20 protein-coding genes are annotated in these 20841 nt (G+C 71.8%); 6 read left to right on the top strand and 14 right to left on the bottom strand.

Features of this window, described 5'->3' with window-relative positions; translation table 11 throughout:
* Positions 1–204: 204 nt before the first annotated feature.
* From pepN to AB0F18_RS15710, 12 genes are all read right to left on the bottom strand, one after another.
* Positions 205–2793, bottom strand: coding sequence for an aminopeptidase N (gene pepN / locus AB0F18_RS15765; protein WP_362060102.1), 2589 nt, complete (start codon positions 2791–2793; stop codon positions 205–207).
* A gap of 39 nt (positions 2794–2832) precedes the next feature.
* Positions 2833–3966, bottom strand: coding sequence for an FAD-binding oxidoreductase (locus AB0F18_RS15760; RefSeq protein ID WP_362060099.1), 1134 nt, complete (start codon positions 3964–3966; stop codon positions 2833–2835).
* 51 nt (positions 3967–4017) lie between these two features.
* On the bottom strand, positions 4018–5262 hold the full coding sequence (locus tag AB0F18_RS15755; protein WP_362060096.1) for an ATP-grasp domain-containing protein: 1245 nt from the start codon (positions 5260–5262) through the stop codon (positions 4018–4020).
* Positions 5263–5327: 65 nt separating this feature from the next.
* Positions 5328–5834 (bottom strand): YbaK/EbsC family protein, encoded by a 507-nt coding sequence (locus AB0F18_RS15750; RefSeq protein WP_362060093.1) that lies wholly within the window; start codon positions 5832–5834, stop codon positions 5328–5330.
* On the bottom strand, positions 5834–7615 hold the full coding sequence (locus AB0F18_RS15745) for an ABC transporter substrate-binding protein (RefSeq protein ID WP_362060090.1): 1782 nt from the start codon (positions 7613–7615) through the stop codon (positions 5834–5836). The genes AB0F18_RS15750 and AB0F18_RS15745 overlap by 1 nt, the downstream gene beginning before the upstream one ends.
* Complete coding sequence (locus AB0F18_RS15740) at positions 7612–7950, bottom strand: hypothetical protein (RefSeq protein ID WP_362060087.1); 339 nt, start codon at positions 7948–7950, stop codon at positions 7612–7614. Before AB0F18_RS15740 ends, AB0F18_RS15745 begins: the two co-directional genes overlap by 4 nt.
* The gene (gene ddaH / locus AB0F18_RS15735) at positions 7947–8762 is read right to left on the bottom strand and encodes a dimethylargininase (protein WP_362060084.1); all 816 of its coding nucleotides are present in this window, start codon (positions 8760–8762) and stop codon (positions 7947–7949) included. The genes AB0F18_RS15740 and ddaH (AB0F18_RS15735) overlap by 4 nt, the downstream gene beginning before the upstream one ends.
* Positions 8755–10008, bottom strand: coding sequence for an ATP-grasp domain-containing protein (locus AB0F18_RS15730; RefSeq protein ID WP_362060081.1), 1254 nt, complete (start codon positions 10006–10008; stop codon positions 8755–8757). Before AB0F18_RS15730 ends, ddaH (AB0F18_RS15735) begins: the two co-directional genes overlap by 8 nt.
* A 14-nt stretch (positions 10009–10022) precedes the next feature.
* Complete coding sequence (locus tag AB0F18_RS15725; protein ID WP_362060078.1) at positions 10023–11336, bottom strand: MFS transporter; 1314 nt, start codon at positions 11334–11336, stop codon at positions 10023–10025.
* 17 nt (positions 11337–11353) lie between these two features.
* Positions 11354–12973 (bottom strand): class I tRNA ligase family protein, encoded by a 1620-nt coding sequence (locus tag AB0F18_RS15720; protein ID WP_362060075.1) that lies wholly within the window; start codon positions 12971–12973, stop codon positions 11354–11356.
* Entirely contained in the window at positions 12970–13338 is a 369-nt protein-coding gene (locus tag AB0F18_RS15715; RefSeq protein WP_362060072.1) for a cupin domain-containing protein, read from the bottom strand. Before AB0F18_RS15715 ends, AB0F18_RS15720 begins: the two co-directional genes overlap by 4 nt.
* A gap of 54 nt (positions 13339–13392) precedes the next feature.
* The gene (locus AB0F18_RS15710) at positions 13393–14709 is read right to left on the bottom strand and encodes a SidA/IucD/PvdA family monooxygenase (protein WP_362060069.1); all 1317 of its coding nucleotides are present in this window, start codon (positions 14707–14709) and stop codon (positions 13393–13395) included.
* 196 nt (positions 14710–14905) lie between these two features.
* Here AB0F18_RS15710 and ddaH (AB0F18_RS15705) point away from each other — a divergent pair, with 196 nt between their 5' ends.
* Together ddaH (AB0F18_RS15705) and AB0F18_RS15700 are read left to right on the top strand one after the other, a co-directional pair.
* Entirely contained in the window at positions 14906–15772 is an 867-nt protein-coding gene (gene ddaH, locus AB0F18_RS15705) for a dimethylargininase (protein ID WP_362060066.1), read from the top strand.
* 152 nt (positions 15773–15924) lie between these two features.
* Positions 15925–16383 (top strand): LysM domain-containing protein, encoded by a 459-nt coding sequence (locus AB0F18_RS15700; protein ID WP_362060063.1) that lies wholly within the window; start codon positions 15925–15927, stop codon positions 16381–16383.
* Positions 16384–16479: 96 nt separating this feature from the next.
* Here AB0F18_RS15700 and AB0F18_RS15695 read toward each other — a convergent pair whose 3' ends face one another.
* Positions 16480–17154, bottom strand: coding sequence for a DUF5324 family protein (locus AB0F18_RS15695; protein WP_362060060.1), 675 nt, complete (start codon positions 17152–17154; stop codon positions 16480–16482).
* Positions 17155–17329: 175 nt separating this feature from the next.
* Between AB0F18_RS15695 and AB0F18_RS15690 the strand changes: the two genes are divergently transcribed.
* Positions 17330–17869, top strand: coding sequence for a peptidylprolyl isomerase (locus AB0F18_RS15690; RefSeq protein ID WP_362060111.1), 540 nt, complete (start codon positions 17330–17332; stop codon positions 17867–17869).
* A 122-nt stretch (positions 17870–17991) separates the two neighbouring features.
* Positions 17992–18867 carry a rhomboid family intramembrane serine protease gene (locus AB0F18_RS15685; RefSeq protein WP_362060058.1) on the top strand — a complete coding sequence of 292 codons (876 nt, stop codon included), beginning with the start codon at positions 17992–17994 and terminating at the stop codon, positions 18865–18867.
* Between the two features lie 117 nt (positions 18868–18984).
* Here AB0F18_RS15685 and crgA read toward each other — a convergent pair whose 3' ends face one another.
* Positions 18985–19242: a cell division protein CrgA gene (gene crgA, locus AB0F18_RS15680; RefSeq protein WP_079428582.1), complete on the bottom strand. Its 258-nt coding sequence runs from the start codon at positions 19240–19242 to the stop codon at positions 18985–18987.
* A gap of 92 nt (positions 19243–19334) precedes the next feature.
* Between crgA and AB0F18_RS15675 the strand changes: the two genes are divergently transcribed.
* On the top strand, positions 19335–20111 hold the full coding sequence (locus tag AB0F18_RS15675; protein WP_362060055.1) for a DUF881 domain-containing protein: 777 nt from the start codon (positions 19335–19337) through the stop codon (positions 20109–20111).
* Positions 20080–20793 (top strand): class E sortase, encoded by a 714-nt coding sequence (locus AB0F18_RS15670; RefSeq protein WP_362060052.1) that lies wholly within the window; start codon positions 20080–20082, stop codon positions 20791–20793. Before AB0F18_RS15675 ends, AB0F18_RS15670 begins: the two co-directional genes overlap by 32 nt.
* The last annotated feature ends 48 nt before the right edge of the window (positions 20794–20841 follow it).

The raw sequence follows: 20841 nt of genomic DNA, 5'->3' as shown, positions 1-20841 counted from the left end.
TCGACCGCGTCATGGCTCAGCCATCATCCGGCATGGATCTGGCCGACCTGGGCGAGGCAACGCAGCTCGGCCTGCCCGTCGTCAGCAGGCTGGCCAGGCGCCCCGGCGCCGGGCCGATTCGTCCCGACGAACCCCTGTCCACAGGGGTCGCGGGCCCCTGTGGACAGGGGCCCCTTCAGCCGGGCCCCCTTCCCCCGGGGGGCCTCAGGCGCGCGCTGCCGCGTCCACCCCCTGGGCGCGCAGCGCGCGGCTCACTTCGTCGCGGGCCTCGGTCAGCAGGCGCCGCAGGGCCGGCGGGGGCGCGGCCTCGGCCAGGTAGGCGTCGGTGCGGTCGACCGTCTCCTGTTCGATCAGCAGCCTCGGGTAGAGCCCGGTCACCAGGGTCCGGGCCACCTCCGCCGAACGCTCCGCCCACACCTCGCCGATCTCCGCGAAGAACCGGTCCGCGTAGCCGCGCAGCAGCTCCCGCTGGCAGCTCTGGGCGATGCCGAGCCCGATGGGGCTGTGGACGCCGCCGACCAGGGCGCGCCGGGTGCCGTTGCTGACGTCGCCCCGTACGGCCGCCTCCCAGGCCTCGGCCTTGGCGTCGGCGTCGGGCCGGGCCGCCAGCGCCCCGGCGGCGTTCTCGGCGCCGGCCGTGGTGCCGTCGCGCAGCCGCTCGGCCTCGATCTCGGCGGCACCGGCCTGGTCGCCCCGGACGAGGGCGGCGAGCAGGGCCCAGCGCAGTTCGACGTCGACGGTGAGGCCCTCGATCTCGATGCTGCCGTCCCGCAGCCCGGCGATCAGACGCAGGTCGGCGGGGGTGGCGGCCACCCGGGCGAGCAGCAGCGCCCACGCGAGCTGGATGTCGCTGCCGGGCGCCGAGGAGGTCAGCCGCCGGCGGGCCGCCTCGGCCACCGTCGTCCGTACCTGCCTGCGGGCCTGCGGGGCCACGTACTGGTCGAGGGAGGTCAGCAGGGTGGTGTGCAGGGTCTGGACGACCTCGGTGTCGCTCTCGCTGTCCACGCCGGCCAGGACGAGGTGGACGTAGTCCCCGGCGGCGAGTTCGCCGGCCCGGACCATGTCCCAGGCGGCGGCCCAGGTCAGGGCGCGCGGCAGCCCGTCGGTGAAGGCGCCGATGCCCTCGGGGCTGTAGACGAGGCTGCTCAGGGAGTGGGCGTCGAGCCGGATCAGGGCGTACGTGAGGTCCTCGTCGTTGAGCAGGACCACGTCGGGGCGGGCCGCCCCGATGAGGGCGGGTACCTCGGTGCGGGAGCCGGAGACGTCCGCGTACACCTGGCCGACCCGGTGGAGCCCGGTCTCCCGGCGGGAGTACAGCCCGACGGCCAGCCGGTGCGAGCGCAGGTGGGGGTGGTCGGCCGGGGCCTCCTGGAGGATGGAGAAGGAGGTGAAGCGGCCCTCGTCGTCGACGGTGTACTCGGGGCGCAGGGTGTTCACGCCGGCCCGGCGCAGCCATTCCTCCGCCCAGGCGCCGAGGTCCCGGCCCGAGGCCTCCTCCAGGGCGCCGAGCAGGTCGGCGAGGGTGCTGTTGCCCCAGGCGTGGCGGGCGAAGTACGTGCGCATCCCGGCGAGGAACTCCTCGTCGCCGACCCGGGCGACCAGCTGTTTGATGGCCGAGGCGCCCTTGTAGTAAGTGATCTGGTCGAAGTTCTCCAGGGCCTGTTCGATGTCGGCGGCCGGGCTCGCGACGGGGTGGGTGGAGGGCAGCTGGTCCTGCCGGTAGGCGTTGGCCTTGTCGGCGTTGGCGAAGCCCGTCCAGGAGTCGTGCCAGCGGGTCGTGGCGACCTGGGCGCGCACCGACATGTAGGTCGCGAAGGTCTCCTTCAGCCAGATGTCGTCCCACCAGCGCATGGTGACCAGGTCGCCGAACCACATGTGGGCCAGCTCGTGGAGGATCGTCGCGGCGCGCCGGTGGCGTACGGCGTCGGTGACCTTGGAGCGGAAGACGAAGTTCTCGCGCAGGATGACGGTGGCCGCGTTCTCCATGCCGCTCAGGTTGTACTCGGGCACGAAGACCTGGTCGTACTTGGCGAAGGGGAAGTCGGTGCCGAAGGCCTCCAGGTAGAAGTCCAGGCCGCGCTTGGTGGTCTCGAAGAGCTCCTCCGGGTCGAGGTCGGCGGCGACCGAGGCGCGGCTCGCCAGCCGCAGCGGGATCTCCTGACCGGACTTGGCCGTGTAGTGGTCGCTCACCAGGCGGTACTCGCCGGCGACGATCGAGGTCAGGTAGGTGGGCAGCGGGGGCGTCGGGGCGAACCGCCAGACGGCGGCGCCGTCCGGGGCCGGCTCGGGCTCGGGGGTCGGGGAGGCGGAGAGGACGGTCCAGGCCGCCGGGGCGGTCACGGTGAAGGCGAACGGGGCCTTCAGGTCCGGCTGTTCGAAGGTGGTGAAGACCCTTCGGGCCTCCTGCACCTCGAAGTGGGTGAACAGGTAGACCTTCCCGTCCACCGGGTCCACCGAGCGGTGGAGCCCCGCGCCGGTATTGGAGTACGCGCAGTCCGCGACCACGATCAGCTCGTTCTCGGGGGCCAGCCCGTCCAGGTGGATCCGCTCGTCCCGGTGGACGGCGGCGGGGTCGAGGGCGCGCCCGTTGAGGGTGATCTCGTGGACCCGCTCGGCGAGCAGCTCGGCGAAGGTGGCCGAGGGTCCGGCGGGGTCCGCCGTGAAGCGGATGCGGGTCGTCGAGCGGAAGGTGTCGGGGCCGCGGGTGAGGTCGAGGCCGACGTCGTACGAGGTGACCGAGAGCAGGGCGCTCCGGGCGGCCGCTTCTTCGTAGGTCAGGTGGGGGCCGCTCATGGTGGTGCTCCTGTCTCGGGACGGTGCGGAGGGGGCGGGTTATGCGACGGGGACGAACAGGGAGGCGTCCAGCGGCCGGTCGAGGGCCGCCACGCCGATCGGGGAGGGGTCGGTGCCGGTGAGCCGGTCCGACAGGGCCCGGGCGATGAGCGGGGCGAACTTGAACGAGGTTCCGCCGCAGGCCGCGTACGCGTACCCGGTGCCGCCGAGGGCCACCAGGAGGGGGCCGCCGGTGTCGGCGAAGGACATGTAGTAGGCGTCCTTGGCGTCCATGACCCAGGCGGGGCCGATGCCGGGGATCAGGTCGGCGAACTCCGCCTCCAGCTGCCGGCGGAAGACGTCCTCGGTGCCGTAGTCGGTGATCTCGTCCACCGTGCGGCAGACCGAGGCCGAGGTGATCTTGAGTGCGGTCCCGGCGACCGGCGGGATCAGCCAGGCGCCGCGCCGCGTGCCGAGGGAGGGGATGGCCGGGGTGGCCGCCCAGGCCGCGGCCTGACGCCGGGGGACCCGGCAGTACAGCAGGGACTGGCGGGACAGGACGAGCCGGTCGGCGATCCCGGGCGGCAGCAGCCCGCGGGACCAGGGGCCCACCGCGACCAGTACCGCGTCGCCGCGCAGCACCCGCCCGTCGGCGAGCCGGACGTTGCCGCCGTCGCCGTCCACCTCGGTGGCCGCGCGGTGCTCGATCAGCTCGATGCCGGGCTGCCATTTGAGCCAGGCGACGCAGGCGTTCAGGACGCGGTCGGCGAGCAGGACCCCCGCCTCGTCCTCCAGTACGGCGCCCAGCGCGCCGTCCGCGTACAGGTGCGGGTAGCGGTCGGCGAGACCGGCCGCGGTCAGCTCCCGGGCGTTGCCCCCGGCGCCGGCGATGAGCAGTGCCCCGGCGGCGGCCGCCTCGGGGGGCAGCACGGTGAGGGCGCCGACCTGCTCGTAGAAGCGGGTCGAGAAGAGTTCTTCCAGTTCGAGCCAGCGACGGTGGGCGCGGAGCGCGGCCGCCGTGGCCGGAGGGTCGGCGGGGTGCAGGGTCCGCATGATCCGGTGCTGGTCGTAGGAGGTGGCCCGGCTGAAGGGGATGGGACCCTGGTCCACGATCGTGACCTTGTGCCCGCCGAGTACGCACTCGACGGCCGTGAGCAGGGCGATCACGCCGCCGCCCACCACTGTCACCCTCATCGCACACCTCACTTTCTTTGTTGGCGGGGTCTTGGGGGTGGGGCCGCCGGGTCAGCTGTCGAGGACGAGCGTGGTGAGGGCGGCCGCCTTGTCGAGGGACTCCTCGACGGAGGCGAAGTCCTCGCCGGCGCAGATCACGTAGGCGTAGCGGGCGAGGTAGCCCTCCGGGGGGAGCAGCAGCGTGGTGCCGGGCTCCACCATGGGGACGGCTTCCAGCAGGCCGGGGCTGTCGGACGGGGCGGGTACGTCGACCGAGCGGACGGTGCCGTTGGCGTGCGGGTAGAGGAAGCGGATGCCGACGGTCCGCTGGTGGGCCGGGGTCCACTCGGGGCGTACGCCCGTCGCCGCGTCCACGGCCAGCGCGGCCGGGTCGACGCCGGTGGCGAGCTTGCCGAGGTAGGGGATGAGGTCGCCGCCCAGCCGGGCGTTCACCTCGATGATCACCGGGCCGCGGGAGGTCAGCTTCACCTCGGTGTGGGTGATGCCGTACGCGATCCCCAGCTCGCGGTGGGCGGTCCGCAGGACGTGCAGCAGCTCCTCGTCCGCCAGCAGCGGGTCGGTGGCGGACAGGGTGTGCCCGGTCTCCTCGAAGTACGGGGCGGGGCCCAGCTCCTTGTGGGCGAGGAACAGGGGGGTGTAGCCGCCGTCGAAGTTCACCCCGTCGATGCTGATCTCGGGCCCGGTCACGCACTCCTCGACGAGCACCCCGCCCTCGTAGGAGAGGGAGCCGCCGCGGCTGGCGGAGTCCGCGACGTCGAAGGCGCTGAGCACCTCGTCGGGGCCGTCGACGCGGATGACGCCGATGCTGGCGCCCATGCCGCGGGGCTTGAGCACGACCGGGTACCCGAAGGAGTCGGCGGTGACCAGGGCCTCGTCGGCCTCGGTCACGTAGGCGAACCGGGGCTGGGGCAGTCCGGCGGCGGTGAGCACCTGCCGGGTGTTGTGCTTGTTGCGGCAGTTCTCCACGCCGGCCACGGTCAGGCCGGGCAGGCCGAGCCGCTCGGCGATGTGGGCGGTGGCGACGACGAGGGTCTCGTCGTAGCTGAACACGCCCGCCACGCGGTGGGTGCGGGCCACCTCCTCGGCGGCCGCGACCAGCGCCTCCTGGTCGGGGACCAGGCGTTCCGCGTCCAGCAGGGGCACGGTCGTGGAGCCCCTGACGTAGGGCTCCTGCCAGGTCGGGTCCACCGCGTCCAGGATCCATACCGGGTGGCGGCGGGCCGCGCCCGCGAGGAGGTACTCGCGGTAGGGGCGGCCTCCGCTGCCGACCAGGATCACCACTGCGTCGTCCGTCATGTCCGTCACCTCGTTCGTCGTTGCGTCGGTCGTGTGCTCGTTCATCGGTGTGCCGTTCCCGTGCGTCAGCTCGCCGCGGCGGCCAGGACCCGGTCGCCGGCCGTGGATATCGCCGCGACGCGCGGCTGCGCGATGCGCAGGTAGTCGGCGGTGGCCAGGCCCACGGAGCGGTCCAGGCGGGCGGCGTTGAAGTAGATCTCGTCGTTGTCGAGCAGCCGCTCGTCGACGATCAGGTGGAGGTCGGGGTGGAAGCTGAACGGCATCACCGTGCCGCTGACGCTGCCGGCGAGGCGTTCCGCGATCTCCCGGGTGGCGAAGGCGGTGCGGCCGCAGCCGCCGACCAGGTCCGCGAGGGCGTCCATGTCGACTTGGCGGTCGCCGGGCACCACGGCCAGGACGTACATGCCGGTCCGCTTGGTGATGCTCACCCGGACGACCATGCACTTGGCGGCCTCTTCGAGCCGGTGGCCGCGCAGCAGGCTCGCGAGGTCCGTGCGCCCCTCGGCGGGGTGGTCGATCAGCCGGTAGCGGGCCTGGTGGGAGTCGAGGAGGTCGATCAGCTTCCGGTACATCACAGCTCCTGTTCCACGTAGTGCCAGTCCTCGGGGTTGATGAGCCCGAAGGGGTTGATGGGTGCGACGCCCCGGAGGTCCTTGGCGACCTCCAGCAGCCGGAACGGGAAGTTCGGCATCCAGATCACCGGGACCTGCTCGGCGATGTAGTCCTGGTAGGCGTGGAGGTCGGCCAGGTCGTCGCTGACCACGGTCCTGGCGATCAGGGCGTCGGCCTTCGGGTCGCTGTAGCTGCCGAAGTTGACGGAGGATCCGGACGAGTAAAGGGCCTCGCCCGTCGGGTAGAAGCCGGGTCCGTAGCCCCAGCCGCCGTTCCAGTCGCTGAACTCCCACAGGCAGGGGCTGTCGGGGCCCGGGGTGCAGGTGGTGTCCTCCAGGACCAGGACGCTCGCCTCGACCTCGGTCAGCTCGATCTCGATGCCGGCCTTCGCGGCGTCGGCGGCGAACTTCCGCATGACCTCGGTGAGGGTCTCGTGGCCCTGGGCGTAGCGCATCGAGAACCGCAGCGGGGTGCCGGCGGGAATGCCCTCTCCGGCCTCGCCGGGGCCGGTGCCCTCGCGGACGCAGGTGGCCGGGGTGGTGCTGGTGTCCCAGCCGTTGGCCTCCAGCAGGGCGCGGGCCCGGTCGACGTCGAAGGGGTACGGGTCGTGGTGGCGGGCGGGGGAGAGGAGGGGGCTGTCCGGGAGGGACGGGATGGGTCCGGTGGTCGGGTAGCCGTAGCCCTTGTAGACGTCGCGGATGGCGCCGTTCGAGTCGAGGCAGGACTGCAGGGCCTGCCGGAAGTAGAGCTCCTTGAAGATCCGGCCCGAGACGGTCGGGTTGTTGAAGTTGATCGGGAAGTAGTGGATCTTGTAGGTGAGTTGGGGCAGCAGGTCGTAGTGCTCGCCCAGCGGGTTGGGCCCGCCGGTCATCGGGTCCTCGGCCGGTTCGGTGATCTCGTCGAAGGGCAGGAAGCCGATCTGCACGCCGTCCGGGGCGTCGGGGCCCTTGCGGAGCCTCTCGTACTGGTCGCCGTCCGAGTCGGTCGGGATCAGCCGGAACTCGTCGAGGTAGGGCTTGTTCGCCCCCGAGTAGCTCTCGTTCGGGACGAGCACGCACTCGCCGGAGACCCCGTCGATGGTGTAGCGGTCCAGCTTCCAGGGGCCGTTGACCACGCTCCACACCGGGCTGGTGTCCCAGCTCTCGCGGTCGTCGTTGCGGGCCCGCAGGTAGGCGTAGACCGCGGAGGCCTGCGCGGGGTCGTGGGTGGCGTCGGCCGGCCGGTCGTCGGCGGTGCGGTCCCAGGCCTTCGGCAGCGGGGTGATGGTGCTGAACTGGTTCATCAGCACCCAGTTGTGCGAGTACGCGTCGTCGAAGGTGAAGCTGACCTTGTCCTCGGCGACCTTCTCGTAGGAGACCAGGTTGTCCGGGAAGAAGCCCGGGGTGTAGCCGCCGAAACGGTCCTTCTCCGCCTCCAGCAGGTGCATCCACAGCATCACGTTGTCGGCGTTGACGGTCTCGCCGTTCGACCAGCGGTACGGCTTGACGGTGATCGTCGCCGTACGCCCGTCGGCGTCCCACACGGGGGGCTCGGCGAGGCTGCGCTCGTAGTCGACCGTCGGCTGGCCGCCGCTGCCGTACCAGTACAGCGGCCGGTACATCAGGGTCTGGAACTCGTGCAGGTTGGCGACCCCGTAGTAGTCGCCCGGGGTGAACGGGAAGATGAACACCGGGCTGAAGCCGCTGGTGCAGGCCCAGGTGACGCTTCCCCCGCGGCGCGGGGCGGGATGGGTCGTGGTCATGTCAGTACCTCTTCCAGGGCGGACTCGCCGCTGCTCGCGTGGGCGCCGTAGCGCTCCCAGCGCTCGTTGAGCCGGATGCGTCCGTCGGCGAGGAACTCGGGGGTGCTCCAGCACCGGCCGGCCACCACGTCGCCGTTTTCGAGCACCATCGTGTAGGCGAATTCGAGCTTCCCGTCGTCCGCGACGCGGCCGTTCAGGGAGCCCCGGCGGACCGGGCCGCCGTCGAAGTCGGCCCACAGCAGGTCGCCTTCGTGGCGGTAGTGGCCGATGGGGGCGCTCACGCCGGCCGGGTAGCCGGTGTTGCGGAAGTGCCGGCCGTCGTAGTCGATGGTCACCGGCGGATCTCCAGCGTGCAGCACTTCACCGATCCGCCGGCCTTCAGGAGCTCCGAGGTGTCCACCCCGTGCGGGACGAACCCGCGCTCGCGCAGCTCGTCCATCAGCCCGGTGGCGGTCTCCGGCAGCACCACGTTGAGCCCGTCGCTGACCGCGTTCAGCCCGAAGGCCTCGGCGTCCTCGCGGGAGGCGATCACCGCGTCCGGGTACAGGGCCCGCAGCACCGCCAGGCTCTCCGTGGAGAACGCGGCCGGGTAGTACATGACCGTGTCGTCGTCCAGGACGCACAGCGCCGTGTCCAGGTGGTAGAAGTGCGGGTCGACCAGGGTCAGGACGACCACGTGCAGTCCGAAGTAGGCCTTCAGCCCCTCGTGCGCCGCCGGGTCGCTGCGGAACCCGGTGCCGGCCAGGATGCGCCGCCCCGCCGGGGCGAAGTCGCCCTCGCCCTCGTTGACGTACTCCGGGACGTGCACCTCGGCGTAGCCGTGTTCGGCGAACCAGGCCCGGTAGGCGTCGGCCTCCGCGGCCCGCTCCTCGTGGCGGAAGCGGGCCACCAGCACCTTGCCGTCGACGACCGTGGCGCCGTTGGCCGCGAAGACCATGTCCGGCAGGCCCTCGACCGGGTCGATCAGGTCGACCTCGTGGCCCAGTTCCAGGTACAGGTCCCGCAGCCGCTCCCACTGGGCCATCGCCAGCTCGGCGTCCACCGGCTTGTCGGGCCGCATCCAGGGGTTGATGGCGTAGCTGACCTCGAAGTGGGCGGGCGGGCACATCAGGTAGTGCCGTCGGGTCGCCTCGCGCACCTCAGCCATGCTCGGGCCTCATCTCGGTGCGGATGCGGCTGGCCATCACGTGGGCGGTGCTCAGGGCCTCCTCCAGCGAGGTGCCCTTGGCGCCGAGGAAGCCGAGGATGTTGTTGCCGGCCGGCGGCCGCTTGATGACCGTCCCCGGCGTGGCCGTGATCTTCAGGAAGAAGACCGAGGGGTCCTCGGCGGCCTCCGGCGGCACCTCGACCGAGGCCACCGTCCCGGAGCCGCTGATCAGGCACATCGCGGCGGTGTGGACACCGGTCGGGGAGTACGGCGAGACGTCCGGGCGGGCGCCGCGCGAGACGTCGGCCACGCAGCGGATCGGGTCGTGCCCGGCGCTGATCCGGGCCATGTGGTCGAGGCCGCCGCCGCCGGGGCGGACGGCGATCTCCAGGACGAAGGGCTTGCCCTGGTGGAAGCGGATCTCGGCGTGGAGCACGGCCCGGCGCAGCCCCTGTGCGTGGGCGGCCGTCCTCACCACCTCGTGGACCTCGGCGACCTGCTCGGACGTCAGGGAGGTCGGCGCGTGGTGCACGTCGTCGTCGAAGGTGCCGCTCTCGACGGTGATCCGGTCGACGATGGAGCCCAGGTAGACCTCGTCGTCCCAGGCCACGGCCTCGATGAGGTGCTCGTGGCCGTCGAGGTAGCCCTCGATGATGACCCCGTTCGGGCCCAGGTCCAGGCCCTCGGCCTCCATCAGGGCCCAGGTCATGGTCTCGATGCCGGTCATCACGTCCGCGAACCGGACGCGCATCTCCTCCGGGTCGTCGACCTTGAAGACGAAGTTGCTCGCCGCGCCCAGGGTCGGCTTGAGGATCAGCGGGTAGCCGAGGTCGGCGCCGGCCGCGAGGGCCGCGTCGACGTCCCCGGCGAAGCGGAAGGCGGGGTGCGCGGCGCCGCCGCGCTCGTGGGCCTGGCGCATCAGGAACTTGTTGCGGCTGGTGCGGGCGGCCTCGACGCCGATGCCCGGCAGGCCCAGCGCCTCGGCGACGGCCGCGACGGCGACCACGCCCGACTCGGAGAAGGTCAGGACCCCCTCGAACTCCTCCTCGGCGTGCCAGGCCTTGGCCGCCGTGATGATGTCCTCGATCTGCTGGGACCCGGCGATCCGGTAGCGCGACGCGTCCCAGAAGTCCTCGGTGCCCAGGCCGTTGAGCACGTACAGCTCGGCCCCGAGTTCCTCGACCTGCCGGTAGCGCGACACGTAGTAGGTGGCGTTCTGGCTGGCTTCTACGGCGAGCAGCTTCATCTCGGTTGCCCCTCTCAGGCCTTGGCCGCGGCGGCCACGAGGACCTCGGCTTCGGCGTCGGATGCGGTATCGGCGGCCGGGGCCGGGGTCACGGCGGGCTCGGCGGGCTCGGCCTCTGCGGCGGGCGCCGCGAGGAAGGACTTCGGAAGGGCCAGGACGGTGGCGGTCGCCACGACCACGACCAGGGCGGAGAGGGCGTAGAAGCCGTACTGCACCTTGGTGGCGTCGACCAGGAGCGAGATCCCCGTGACGGCGGCGGTGCCGGCCGCGAGGCCGAAGGCGTTGGTGGCGCCGAAGACGAAGCCGGTGCGCTCCTCGGGAGCGGCCTTCATCAGGGCGGTGCGGGCCGCGATGCGGGCCACGCAGAAGGTGATGCCGGCGAACGGGATGGCCGCCATCATCGCGTACAGGTGCAGGGACTCCGTGACCAGGATGACGGCCCAGACCAGGTAGCCGATGAGGGCCGTCTTCACGAGGCCCGACTTGGCGCTGAGCTTCCCGAAGGTCCAGGGGGCGGCCAGGGCGCCGATGCCGAACAGGGCGTCGACGATGCCCAGGTAGCCGGTGTTGCTGTGGAAGGCGTCGATGACCAGGACCAGCATGATGCTGTTGCCGGTGATGATGACGATGTTGCCGATGGCGTAGAGCAGGGCGAGGCGGGCCAGCGGCGGGCGGGGCCCGGAGGCCTTCGCGGTGGCGGCGGCGGCCTTGGCGGCGGTCGCGGCGGCGCTGGCCGCCGAGCCGGCCGGGCGGCGGCCGATCGCGAACATCATCAGCGCCGAGACGAAGAAGGTCGCCGAGTTGAAGTAGAAGAGGGCGTCGACACCGGTCCAGACGATCACCCAGCCGCCGAGGGCGGCCGAGGCCAGGGAGCCGGCCTGGATGGCGACCTCGGAGTTGCCGTTGAACTTGGCGAGGCGGGCCTCCGGGATGCGCTCCTTGATCAGGGCGTTGCTGGCCGGGAAGAACAGGGCCGCGGAGATCGACAGGATGAAGCTGGCGACGTAGCTGACCGTGGACGGTTCGCCGCCCAGCGCCAGCCACAGCGGCAGGCCGATCGCCGCCACACCGCTGACCAGGTCGGAGGTGACCGCGAGGGTGCGGCGGTCGAAGCGGTCGACCAGCTTGCCGAAGTACACGGACAGCGCGACCTGCGGGATGGTCACCGCGATCATCAGCCAGCTGACCGCGAGCATGGTGTTCTGGGCGGTGAACACCAGGTACGAGGCGGCCGTCAGCTGGATGCCGTTGCCGAGGTTGGTGATGAACGTCGCGGGGACGAGCAGCCGTTCGGCCTTGTTGGCCTTCGGCGGGGCGGTCGTGGACACAGGGGCTCCTCGGGGGGTCAGACTCGGACGTCGACCGGCTCGGCGGGGGCGTCGAAGGCCCCTACGGCGGTGGACAGGGTGGGCAGTCGCAGGGCCGCGACGGGGGTGGCCGCGGTGAAGCGGCCCGGAAGGCTCAGGTCCATGCCGGCCTTCTCGGCGCGCTCGGCGAGGTCGACGAGCAGCGGGGCGGCGCAGGCGAGCAGCGCGCGCACGGACAGCAGCAGGTCGCCGGTGGCCGGCAGGTCGCCCGCCCGCGTGCGCCCGGCCTGCTTGAGCAGCCGGTCGAGGTAGACGACGACCAGGTCGGAGGCCCGGTGCAGGCTGAAGCTCTCCAGCTCGTAGTGGGCGCGGAAGCGGTCCACGACGATCCCGGCCTGCTCGGCGCCGGCGGCGGACACCGGCAGCGCCGTGCCCTCGGCCACGCCGTCGAGCAGCTCCGCCACCCGGCCGGCCAGCCGGTTCCACGGCTCGACCAGCCGGGAGGAGGCCAGGGTGTCCAGGGCCGCCCGGCTGAAGTTCGTCCGGGAGTGCTCGGGCGCGGTCAGGGCCAGGTAGAAGCGGACCAGGTCGCGGGGGACCTCGGCCACCAGGTCGGCGGCCCAGACGACGTGGCCCTTGCTGGTGGAGAACTTCTGGTTCTCCAGCTCGTAGAACTCGTTCGAGACGATGGCGTGCGGCTCGACGTACCGGCCGCCGTGCGCCATGAGCAGCGCCAGGTGCGTCATTCCCCAGAAGTAGACGTTGTCGAATCCGAGGAAGTAGACGAGCTCGATGTCGTTCTCGGCGAGCCAGTGCTCGTCGAGGCCGTCGGTGCGGTCGCCCTGCTGCGCGGCGGCCCACCAGGTGCAGTACATCGACGCGGCCATGCCCTCGGCCCACGCGTTGAGGACCTGCCCCGGCGTCTCGGGGAACGGCGCCGGGATGCCCCAGGAGACGGGGTAGGTGATCGGGAAGTCGGGCAGCGGCCGGGCCAGCGCCTCCCGTACGAGCTGCTCGGTGTGCGGGCGCAGGACGTCCCGGTGCGAGGCGTAGTAGGCGGTGAGCCGGTCGCGGTACTCCTCCATCGGGAGGACCAGGACCTGAGCCTCGCGGTGGGTGACCACGGCGTCCGGATCGGTGGTGGAGCGCGGGTTCAGCAGCTCGTCGAAGTTGTTCGGGTGGCCGCAGGACTCGCACAGGCCGCCGCGGCTCTCCAGGAGGCAGACCGGGCAGTCGCCGGCGACCAGGCCCTCCACGAGGTACTCGCCGGTGGCCTCCACGTACGGGAAGCGGACCGTCTTGAGCCGGAACGCCCCCGCGGCGTGCAGGTCGGTGACGAAGTCGAGGACGGTGGTCTTGTAGCCCTGGTCGAAGGGGGCGAAGCCGTCCACGGAGACCCCCGCCGCCTCCAGGGTGGCGACGATCTGCGCGGCGGAGCGGTCGGCCAGCTCCTGCGGTTCCAGCCCGGCCCGCAGGGCGCTGGCGACGACGTAGGTCTGGCTGTCGTCGGTGCCGCTGGTGTACGTCACGGGGCGGCCCGAGGCGCGCAGGTAGCGCGCGTACACGTCGCCGGCCAGGAAGGGGCCCGCCAGGTGCCCGGTGTGCAGGTCCCCGTTGGGGGTCGGCGGGGGCGCGATGATGACCGTACGGCGCGTCACTTGGCGCCCTCCGGGTGACGGGCCGAGAAGCGCTCGGTCATCTCCAGGTCCCACCAGACGCTGTACATCTCGAAGTCCGCGCCGGACTCGTTGACCACCCGGTGCTCGGTGCCCGGCGTGAAGTGGACGATGTCCCCCGTCTCGAAGGGCACGCGGGTGCCCTCGGACTCCAGGAACGCGGAGCCGGAGACGGCGATGAAGATCTCGTACTCGTGGTGCGCGTGCGGGGTCGAGGCGGTGCCGGGCGCGATCACGCACCACGAGCCCTCGAAGGGGGCGTTCAGTTCGGGCCAGGGCAGCAGCCGCTGGGCGTCCAGGCCGTTCTCGTGGACCAGACCGGCACGGTCCAGGTGCTTGATGAGCATCGGGTGGGTCTCTCTCGTGGGGTGGCGGGGCTCGTACGGGGCTGCGCGCGGCCGTCAGGCGGCGGCGCCGGCCAGGCTGAGCTCGCGGGCCTGGGCCGGGATGGCCACCGGGGCGGTGGCGCGGTGCGCGAGGATGTCGAGCGTGATCTCGGCGGAGCGGCCCGCGAGGACGCTGAGCAGCGAGTCGGCGATGCCGTGGGTGGCCTCGTTGACGCCCTGCAGGTAGCAGGCGGCGCTCGCCGGGCGGCCCAGGTCGAGCCGGTAGTGGCGGCTGACCTCGATCCGCTCCAGGCCGATCGAGTCGCCCAGGGCCCGGACCGCGCGGGGCATGTCGCGGACGAAGCCGGTGCCGAGGAGGACCAGGTCGGTGCGCATCTCGCGCTCGACGCCCGTCTTGCGGTCGGCGAGGGTCAGGACGACCTCGTCGCCGTCCATGCGCGCGCCGCGCACGTCGGTCATCGGCTGCATCCCCAGGCGGCCCTCGCCGGTGCGGCGGTCCTGGTAGAACTGCCGGTAGAGGGCGTCGAGGGTGGCCGGGGCCAGACCGCCGTAGTTGGAGCGGTACATCTCGTTCAGCAGCTGCCGGCGGGCGTCGGGGGCCGAGTCGTAGAACTCGTCGATGAAGGACGAGTAGTAGAGCTCGTTGGTGAACTTGCTGCTCTCGTAGCCGTTGAGGCCGATGGAGCGCATGATCAGCGTCGGCCGGCACTCGGGCAGGTCCCGCAGGGCCTGGCCGAACAGCTCGGCCGCGCTCTGCGCGCCGCCGATGACGGCGACCCGGTGCGGGAGTGCGGCGTTCACCTCGCGGATGCGCTGGGTGTACTGCGTGCTGTGGATGACGCGCTCGGCGGGCAGGCCGGCGAACACCTCCGGCACGTGGGCGTCGCGGCCCGCGCCGACCACCAGGTAGCGGCACTCGATGGTGTCGCCGTTCGCGAGGGAGACCGTCCAGCCGGTGATCTCGCCGTCGTCCGCGGTTTGGGCGGTGACGGAGACGCACTCGCGGCCGTACTCGATGCGCACCGTGGTGAGTTCGTCCGCGACCCACTGGAGGTACTCGGAGATCTCGCTGCGGTACGGCACCCAGCTGCCCAGGTTGACGAAGGCGTCGAGGCGGTCGTTGGCGTGCAGGAAGTTGACGAAGGAGAAGCGGCTCTGCGGGTTGCGCAGGGTCACCAGGTCCTTGAGGAAGGACACCTGGCTGAGCGCGTCGGGCAGCAGCATGCCGCGCTGCCAGACGATGTCCTGGTCGCGCTCGATCAGCAGGGTGTCGCCGGCCAGCTCGGGGGCCAGCTCCTCGATCGCCACGGCCAGGGCCAGGTTCGCCGGGCCTGCGCCGACTGCGAGCAGTTCGACCTTGCGATGTGCCATGGAAGTTACCTCCGTGAGGGGGAGCGATAACCGGATTCCACGCCGCGGCGCGATTGCCCGGAAGCCCTGGACGGCACGGACAATCAACTCCGCCGAGACGGGCGCCGGAGCGTTGATTGACCGGTCCTCCAGGCCGCTTCCGGTCAACGTGTGGCCCGATTTCGATGGGTCTCCACAGCCATGACAAGGAGTGCTCGTGCCGATCACCGACACCATCACGCCCGCCGGCACGTACTACCGGCCGGCCGCTCCGGCCCGGGTGGCCACCCGACGCCGCCTGCTCATGTGCCGACCCCGGCACTACGACGTGACGTACTCGATCAACCCGTGGATGAACCCGCAGCTGGCCACGGACAACGCGCTCGCGGTCCGCCAGTGGGAGGGGCTGCGCGACCTCTACCTGGAGCTCGGCCACGTGGTCGAGGAGATCGACCCCCTCGACGGCCTGCCCGACATGGTGTTCGCCGCCAACGGCGCCACCGTCGTCGACGGCCGCGTCTACGGCGCCCGCTTCCGGCACGCCGAGCGGACCGCCGAGGGCCCCGCGTACCTGCGCTGGCTGGAGGGCCGCGGCTACAAGGACGTGCTCTGGCCCGAATACGTCAACGAGGGCGAGGGGGACTTCCTCACCGTCGGCCGGCGCATCCTGGCGGGCACCGGCTTCCGCACCGACCCGCGCTCGCACCTGGAGGCCCAGGAGTTCCTCGGCCTGCCGGTCACCTCGCTGACGCTGGTGAACCCGGACTACTACCACCTGGACACCGCGCTGGCCGTGCTCTCGGACGACGAGGTCATGTACTACCCGGCGGCCTTCTCGCCGGGCAGCCAGGCCGTGCTGCGCGCCCTGTTCCCCAGCGCGATCCTGGCGAGCGCCGAGGACGCGGCCGTCTTCGGCCTCAACGCCTTCTCCGACGGCCGCCACGTGCTCCTGCCCGCCGCGGCCACCGGCCTGCACGCCCAGCTCAGGGCGCGCGGCTTCGAGCCGGTCGGCGTCGAGCTCTCCGAGCTCCTCAAGGCCGGCGGCAGCGTGAAGTGCTGCACGCTGGAGCTCCGGGACCGCTAGGCGGGACCGGCACCGGATCCGGCCCTGTGACCGGGTGCTCCGGGGGTCTGTGGGGTCCCCCGGATGGCCCCGTCACAGGGCCGTCGTGCGTCCTGTGGCCGAGAGTGGGTCAATGAACCCAGGGGGCCACACCACGCCGGAGGCGCACGCAGATGGGACTCTTCGATTTCCTGAAACACGACAAGAAGAAGCAGGCGGAGCAGACGGAACAGCAGGCCGCCGCCCCGGGCGCGGGCGCCGGCCCGACGACGCCGTCCGACATGGGGTCGAAGTACACCGACGCCGCGGCGTCCACCAAGGCGGCAGCCGAGCGGATGGCGGCCGCCGCGCCGCCCAAGCCGGGCGCGGCGCCGGCCCGGCCGCATCCGGCACCGGCCGCGCCCAGTGACATGTCGGCCGCGCACAAGGCCGTACCGGTGCCGCCGAAGCCGGCGCCGGCCGCGAAGAAGCGCACGTACACCGTCAAGCCGGGGGACTCGCTCTCCGCGATCGCCCGCCGCGAGCTCGGCAACGAGGCCCGCTGGCGCGAGCTGTACGCCATGAACCGGGGGGTGATCGGCGCCAACCCCGACCTCATCCACCCGGGACAGGTGCTGACGCTGCCTTCCTGAGCGGCCGTACCGCGCACGGCAGGGGCCCGGATCCATCAGGATCCGGGCCCCTGCCGTGGTGGAGTTGCCGTTGCGGAGCGGTGGCGCGGTGCGCGTTCAGGGCGTCCCGTTCTCCCGCTCCTTCTCCGCCAGTTCGTCGTCGAAGGTCGCCGGCGCGGCGTCCTGCGCCGACAGCTCGGTGGCGGCCGGGGGTTCCACGAGCCAGTCCGGGTTCGACTGCTGGTCCCACCACTTCCAGGCCGCGTACGCCCCGCCGGCGAGTACGCCCACCAGCGCGATCCCCTTGAACAGCCGCCCGCACTTCGCCCGCCGCTCGTGGCGCCGTACCAGCCGCTGCACCTCCTTGGCCGAGACCTGCCCGCGCAGCGCGGCCAGCGCCGCCATGGAGCGGTTCGAGGCCTCCTCGGCCACCGGGCGGCTCGCGGCGATGGCGCTCTCCAGGCGCGGCGCGGTGTAGTCGACGGCCTGACGTGCCGCCAGGCGCGTCTGGTGGACGGCCTTGGTCGCGGCCCGGTCCACGTTCGGGGGCAGGTGCGTGCGCGCCGCGCACATGCGCGGATGGAGATGGTTGTCGTAGGCGGCGCGGGCCTGCAGGGACGCCTGGCTGGCCGCGTGCGAGACCTTCGGCGCCAGCCGTGCGTTGGCCTCGTGGGCGTAGTGGACGGCCGCGTCCTTGGCGGTCCCCGCATAGGGTGCCACCACTTCCGCCGCGTGCCTCATGGCGTCCCTGGCGTTCTCGGCGGCCAGGCTCACGCTGTCCTTGCGGGTCACGGGATCCTCCTCGTCGGTGGCGGACACAGTTCACCTTTCCACCCTTTGTCGGATCATGCCTGCCATAGCGGCGCGTGGCATGCGTGACAGGGCATCCGGGTGGAGGAATTTCCGCCGCGCACTTCCCTCCGTGGGAGGATCGGGACCGACAGTGATGACTATGGAAGGCAGATCCGTGGCCGAGAAGCTCTACGCCACCCTGAAGACCAACCACGGCGACATCGAGATCGAGCTGCTGGAGAACTTCGCGCCGAAGACGGTCAAGAACTTCGTGGAGCTCGCCACGGGCGCCCGCGAGTGGACCCGTCCCACGGACGGCCAGAAGACCACGTCCCCGCTCTACGACGGCACCGTCTTCCACCGCGTCATCAGCGGCTTCATGATCCAGGGCGGCGACCCGCTCGGCAACGGCACCGGCGGCCCGGGCTACCGGTTCGCCGACGAGTTCCACCCCGACCTGGCCTTCACCAAGCCCTACCTGCTCGCCATGGCCAACGCCGGCCCGGGCACCAACGGCTCGCAGTTCTTCATCACCGTCGCGCCGACCGCCTGGCTGACCCGCAAGCACACCATCTTCGGCGAGGTCACCGACCCGGCCAGCCAGAAGGTCGTGGACGCCATCGCCGCCGGCCCCACCAACCCGCGCACCGAGCGGCCGCTGGACGACGTGATCATCCAGTCCGTGTCCGTGGAGCGGCGCGAGTCCAAGCGCTGACGCGGCCGCCGTCCGCCGGTTCCCGGAGCCTCCCGGGAACCTTCGCGGCCCGCCCGTCCGTACTGGATGTGTACGGACCGGCGGGGGCGCGCCCCCTGCCCCGCCGCTGACCGAGGGGACCGATGGACACCGACCGTCTGCCGGGCTGCTACCGCCACCCGGACCGCGACACCGGCATCAGCTGCACCCGCTGTGACCGGCCCATCTGCCCGGAGTGCATGATCAGCGCCTCGGTCGGCTACCAGTGCCCGGAGTGCGTGCGGGGCGGTTCCGGCACCGGGCACGCCCCGGCGGCCAACGCCCCGCGTACGGTCGCGGGCGGTCTGGTCGCGGGCGACCCGCAGCTCGTCACCAAGATCCTGATCGGGATCAACGTCGCGGTGTTCCTCGCCGCGTACGCCGTGCCCGGCCTGGCCGTCGGGCTGGAGCTGCTGGGGCGGTACGTGGAGTACTACGGGGCGCCCGTGGAGGGGATCTCCACCGGCCAGTACCACCGGCTGCTGACCTCGGTGTTCCTGCATGTGGAGTGGTGGCACATCTTCGGGAACATGGTCGCCCTGTGGGTGATCGGCGGCCCGCTGGAGGCGGCCCTGGGCCGCGCCCGCTACCTCGTCCTCTATCTGCTGTCGGGGCTGGGCGGCAGCGCTCTGGTCTATCTGCTGACCGCGCCGAACACCCCGACGCTGGGCGCGTCCGGCGCCATCTGCGGCCTGCTCGGCGCCACCGTCGTCCTCGCCCGCCGGCTGCGGTACGAGATGCGGCCGGTGCTGATCACCCTCGGGCTGATGCTGCTGGTGACCTTCGTGCCGCTGGGGGGCGGCTGGTCCGTGTCCTGGCAGGCGCACATCGGCGGCCTGGTGACGGGCGCGCTGGTCGCCCTGGGGCTGCTCGCACCCGCCACGGGCAGAAAGCGCACACTCGTCCAAGCGGGGACGTGTGTGGCGGTCTTCCTGCTGGCCACGGCCCTGATCCTGGTCCGTACGGCCGCACTCACCTGATCACACCGGCGTCAACTCTCCACAGAGTTATCCACAGATCTTCTGTCTTTTCCTCAGGTGTGGATGACGCTGTGGATAACTCATGGGGAGAGGTTGCGCCGCTGGGCTATCCGTGTACTACTTCCACTGAGTGGAAACGCCGAATCCGGCGGCGATGAATCCGAAACCGACCACGATGTTCCAATTGCCCAGCGCCTCGATCGGCAACTGGGTGTCGGTCACGTAGAAGACGACGATCCACGCGAGACCGATCAGGAAAAAGGCCAGCATGACCGGGGCGACCCAGCCTCGGCTCCCCAGCCTGATCTGCTGCGCCTGCTGCTTCGCCGGCGGCGGCGTGTAGTCGTCCTTCTTGCGGATACGTGACTTCGGCACGAGGGGCTCTCCTGTCGATGCGCTGGGGGACCTTGCCTGCCCCGGGCGTCCGTTAGCGTAGTGGACCTGTGGCGTTGAAGGAGAAGGGTACGTTGACTAATTCCGACGACTCCTCCGCGGGTCCCCGCCGCCGGGCCAGCCCGGTGCGGCTGCTGACGGCCGCGGTGTTCGCCCTGGCGGGCCTCATCTTCGTCACCAGCTTCAACACGTCCAAGGGTACGAACATCCGCACGGACGCCTCCCTCCTCAAACTCTCCGACCTGATCCACGAGCGCAGCGCCAAGAACGCCGAGCTGGAGAAGAACGCCGCGGCCGCCCGCGCCCAGGTGGACGCCCTCGCCGACCGCGACAACGGCAGCACCAAGGCCGAGGACGCCAGGCTCGCCGCCCTGCGCAAGGCCTCCGGCACCGAGGAGCTGGCCGGCAGGGGCCTGAGCGTCACCCTCAACGACGCCCCTCCCAACGCCACCGCCCGCGTCCCGGGCGTGCCCGAACCACAGCCCAACGACCTCGTCATCCACCAGCAGGACCTCCAGGCCGTGGTGAACGCGCTGTGGCTGGGCGGCGCCGAGGGCATCGAGGTCATGGGCCAGCGGCTGATCTCCACCAGCGCCGTCCGCTGCGTCGGCAACACCCTGATCCTCCAGGGCCGGGTGTACTCGCCCCCCTACAAGGTGTCGGCGGTCGGCGACCCGGGCGCCCTGCGCAAGGCCCTCAACGCCTCCCCCGCCATCCAGAACTACCTCCTGTACGTCAACGCGTACGGGCTCGGCTGGAAAGTGGAAGAGGACAAGCGGCTGACACTCCCCGGCTACTCCGGCACAGTGGACCTCCACTATGCGAAGCCGCTGGAGTCCGCCGCGCCCTGACGTCGTACTGCGCCTGGTGGTACGGACGTTCAGCGAGCTGTGCCTGACGGCGGGCACGCTGATCGTGCTGTTCGTCGTCTACGTCCTGCTGTGGACCGGGGTCACGGCGGAGCGGGCCATGGACGCGGAACGGGCCCGGCTGCGCGACCGCTGGGCGGCGGCGCCCGCCGCGGCCCCCCTCCCGGCCCCGTCGGCGCCGGCCCCTGCTTCACAGCCCTACCCCGCGGGCCGGGCCTTCGCCGAGATGTCCGTCCCCCGCTTCGGCGCGGACTGGAGCAAACCGGTCCTGGAGGGCACGGACGCCGAGCTGCTCAAGAAGGGCCTCGGCCACTACACCGGCACCGCCCGCCCCGGAACCGAGGGCAATTTCGCGGTCGCCGGCCACCGGCGCACGTACGGCGACCCCTTCAAGGACCTGGACGAGCTGCGCCCCGGCGACACGGTGGTCGTCCGGGACGCCGTGAACCGCTACACCTACACCGTCCGCGCCGAACCGCTGCGGATCCTGCCCACCGAGACCGGGGTGATCGACCCCGTTCCGCGCCGCTCCCCCTTCGCCACCCCCGGCAGGTACCTGACCCTCACCACCTGCGACCCCGAGTGGGGCCACAGCCACCGCCTGGTCGTCTGGGCGGAGCTCACCGGCACCGCACCCGCCGATGCCCCGGGATTGCCCGGCTGACCCACGCCGCGGGGGCCCCGGCCCGTAGTCTGGTGCGGTACCGCCTCA

It is taken from the genome of Streptomyces sp. NPDC029216 (genome assembly GCF_040648015.1).
GTDB lineage: Bacteria > Actinomycetota > Actinomycetes > Streptomycetales > Streptomycetaceae > Streptomyces.
Note: the sequence above shows the minus strand (reverse complement) of the source record. Positions and strands in the feature narration are given on the sequence as shown.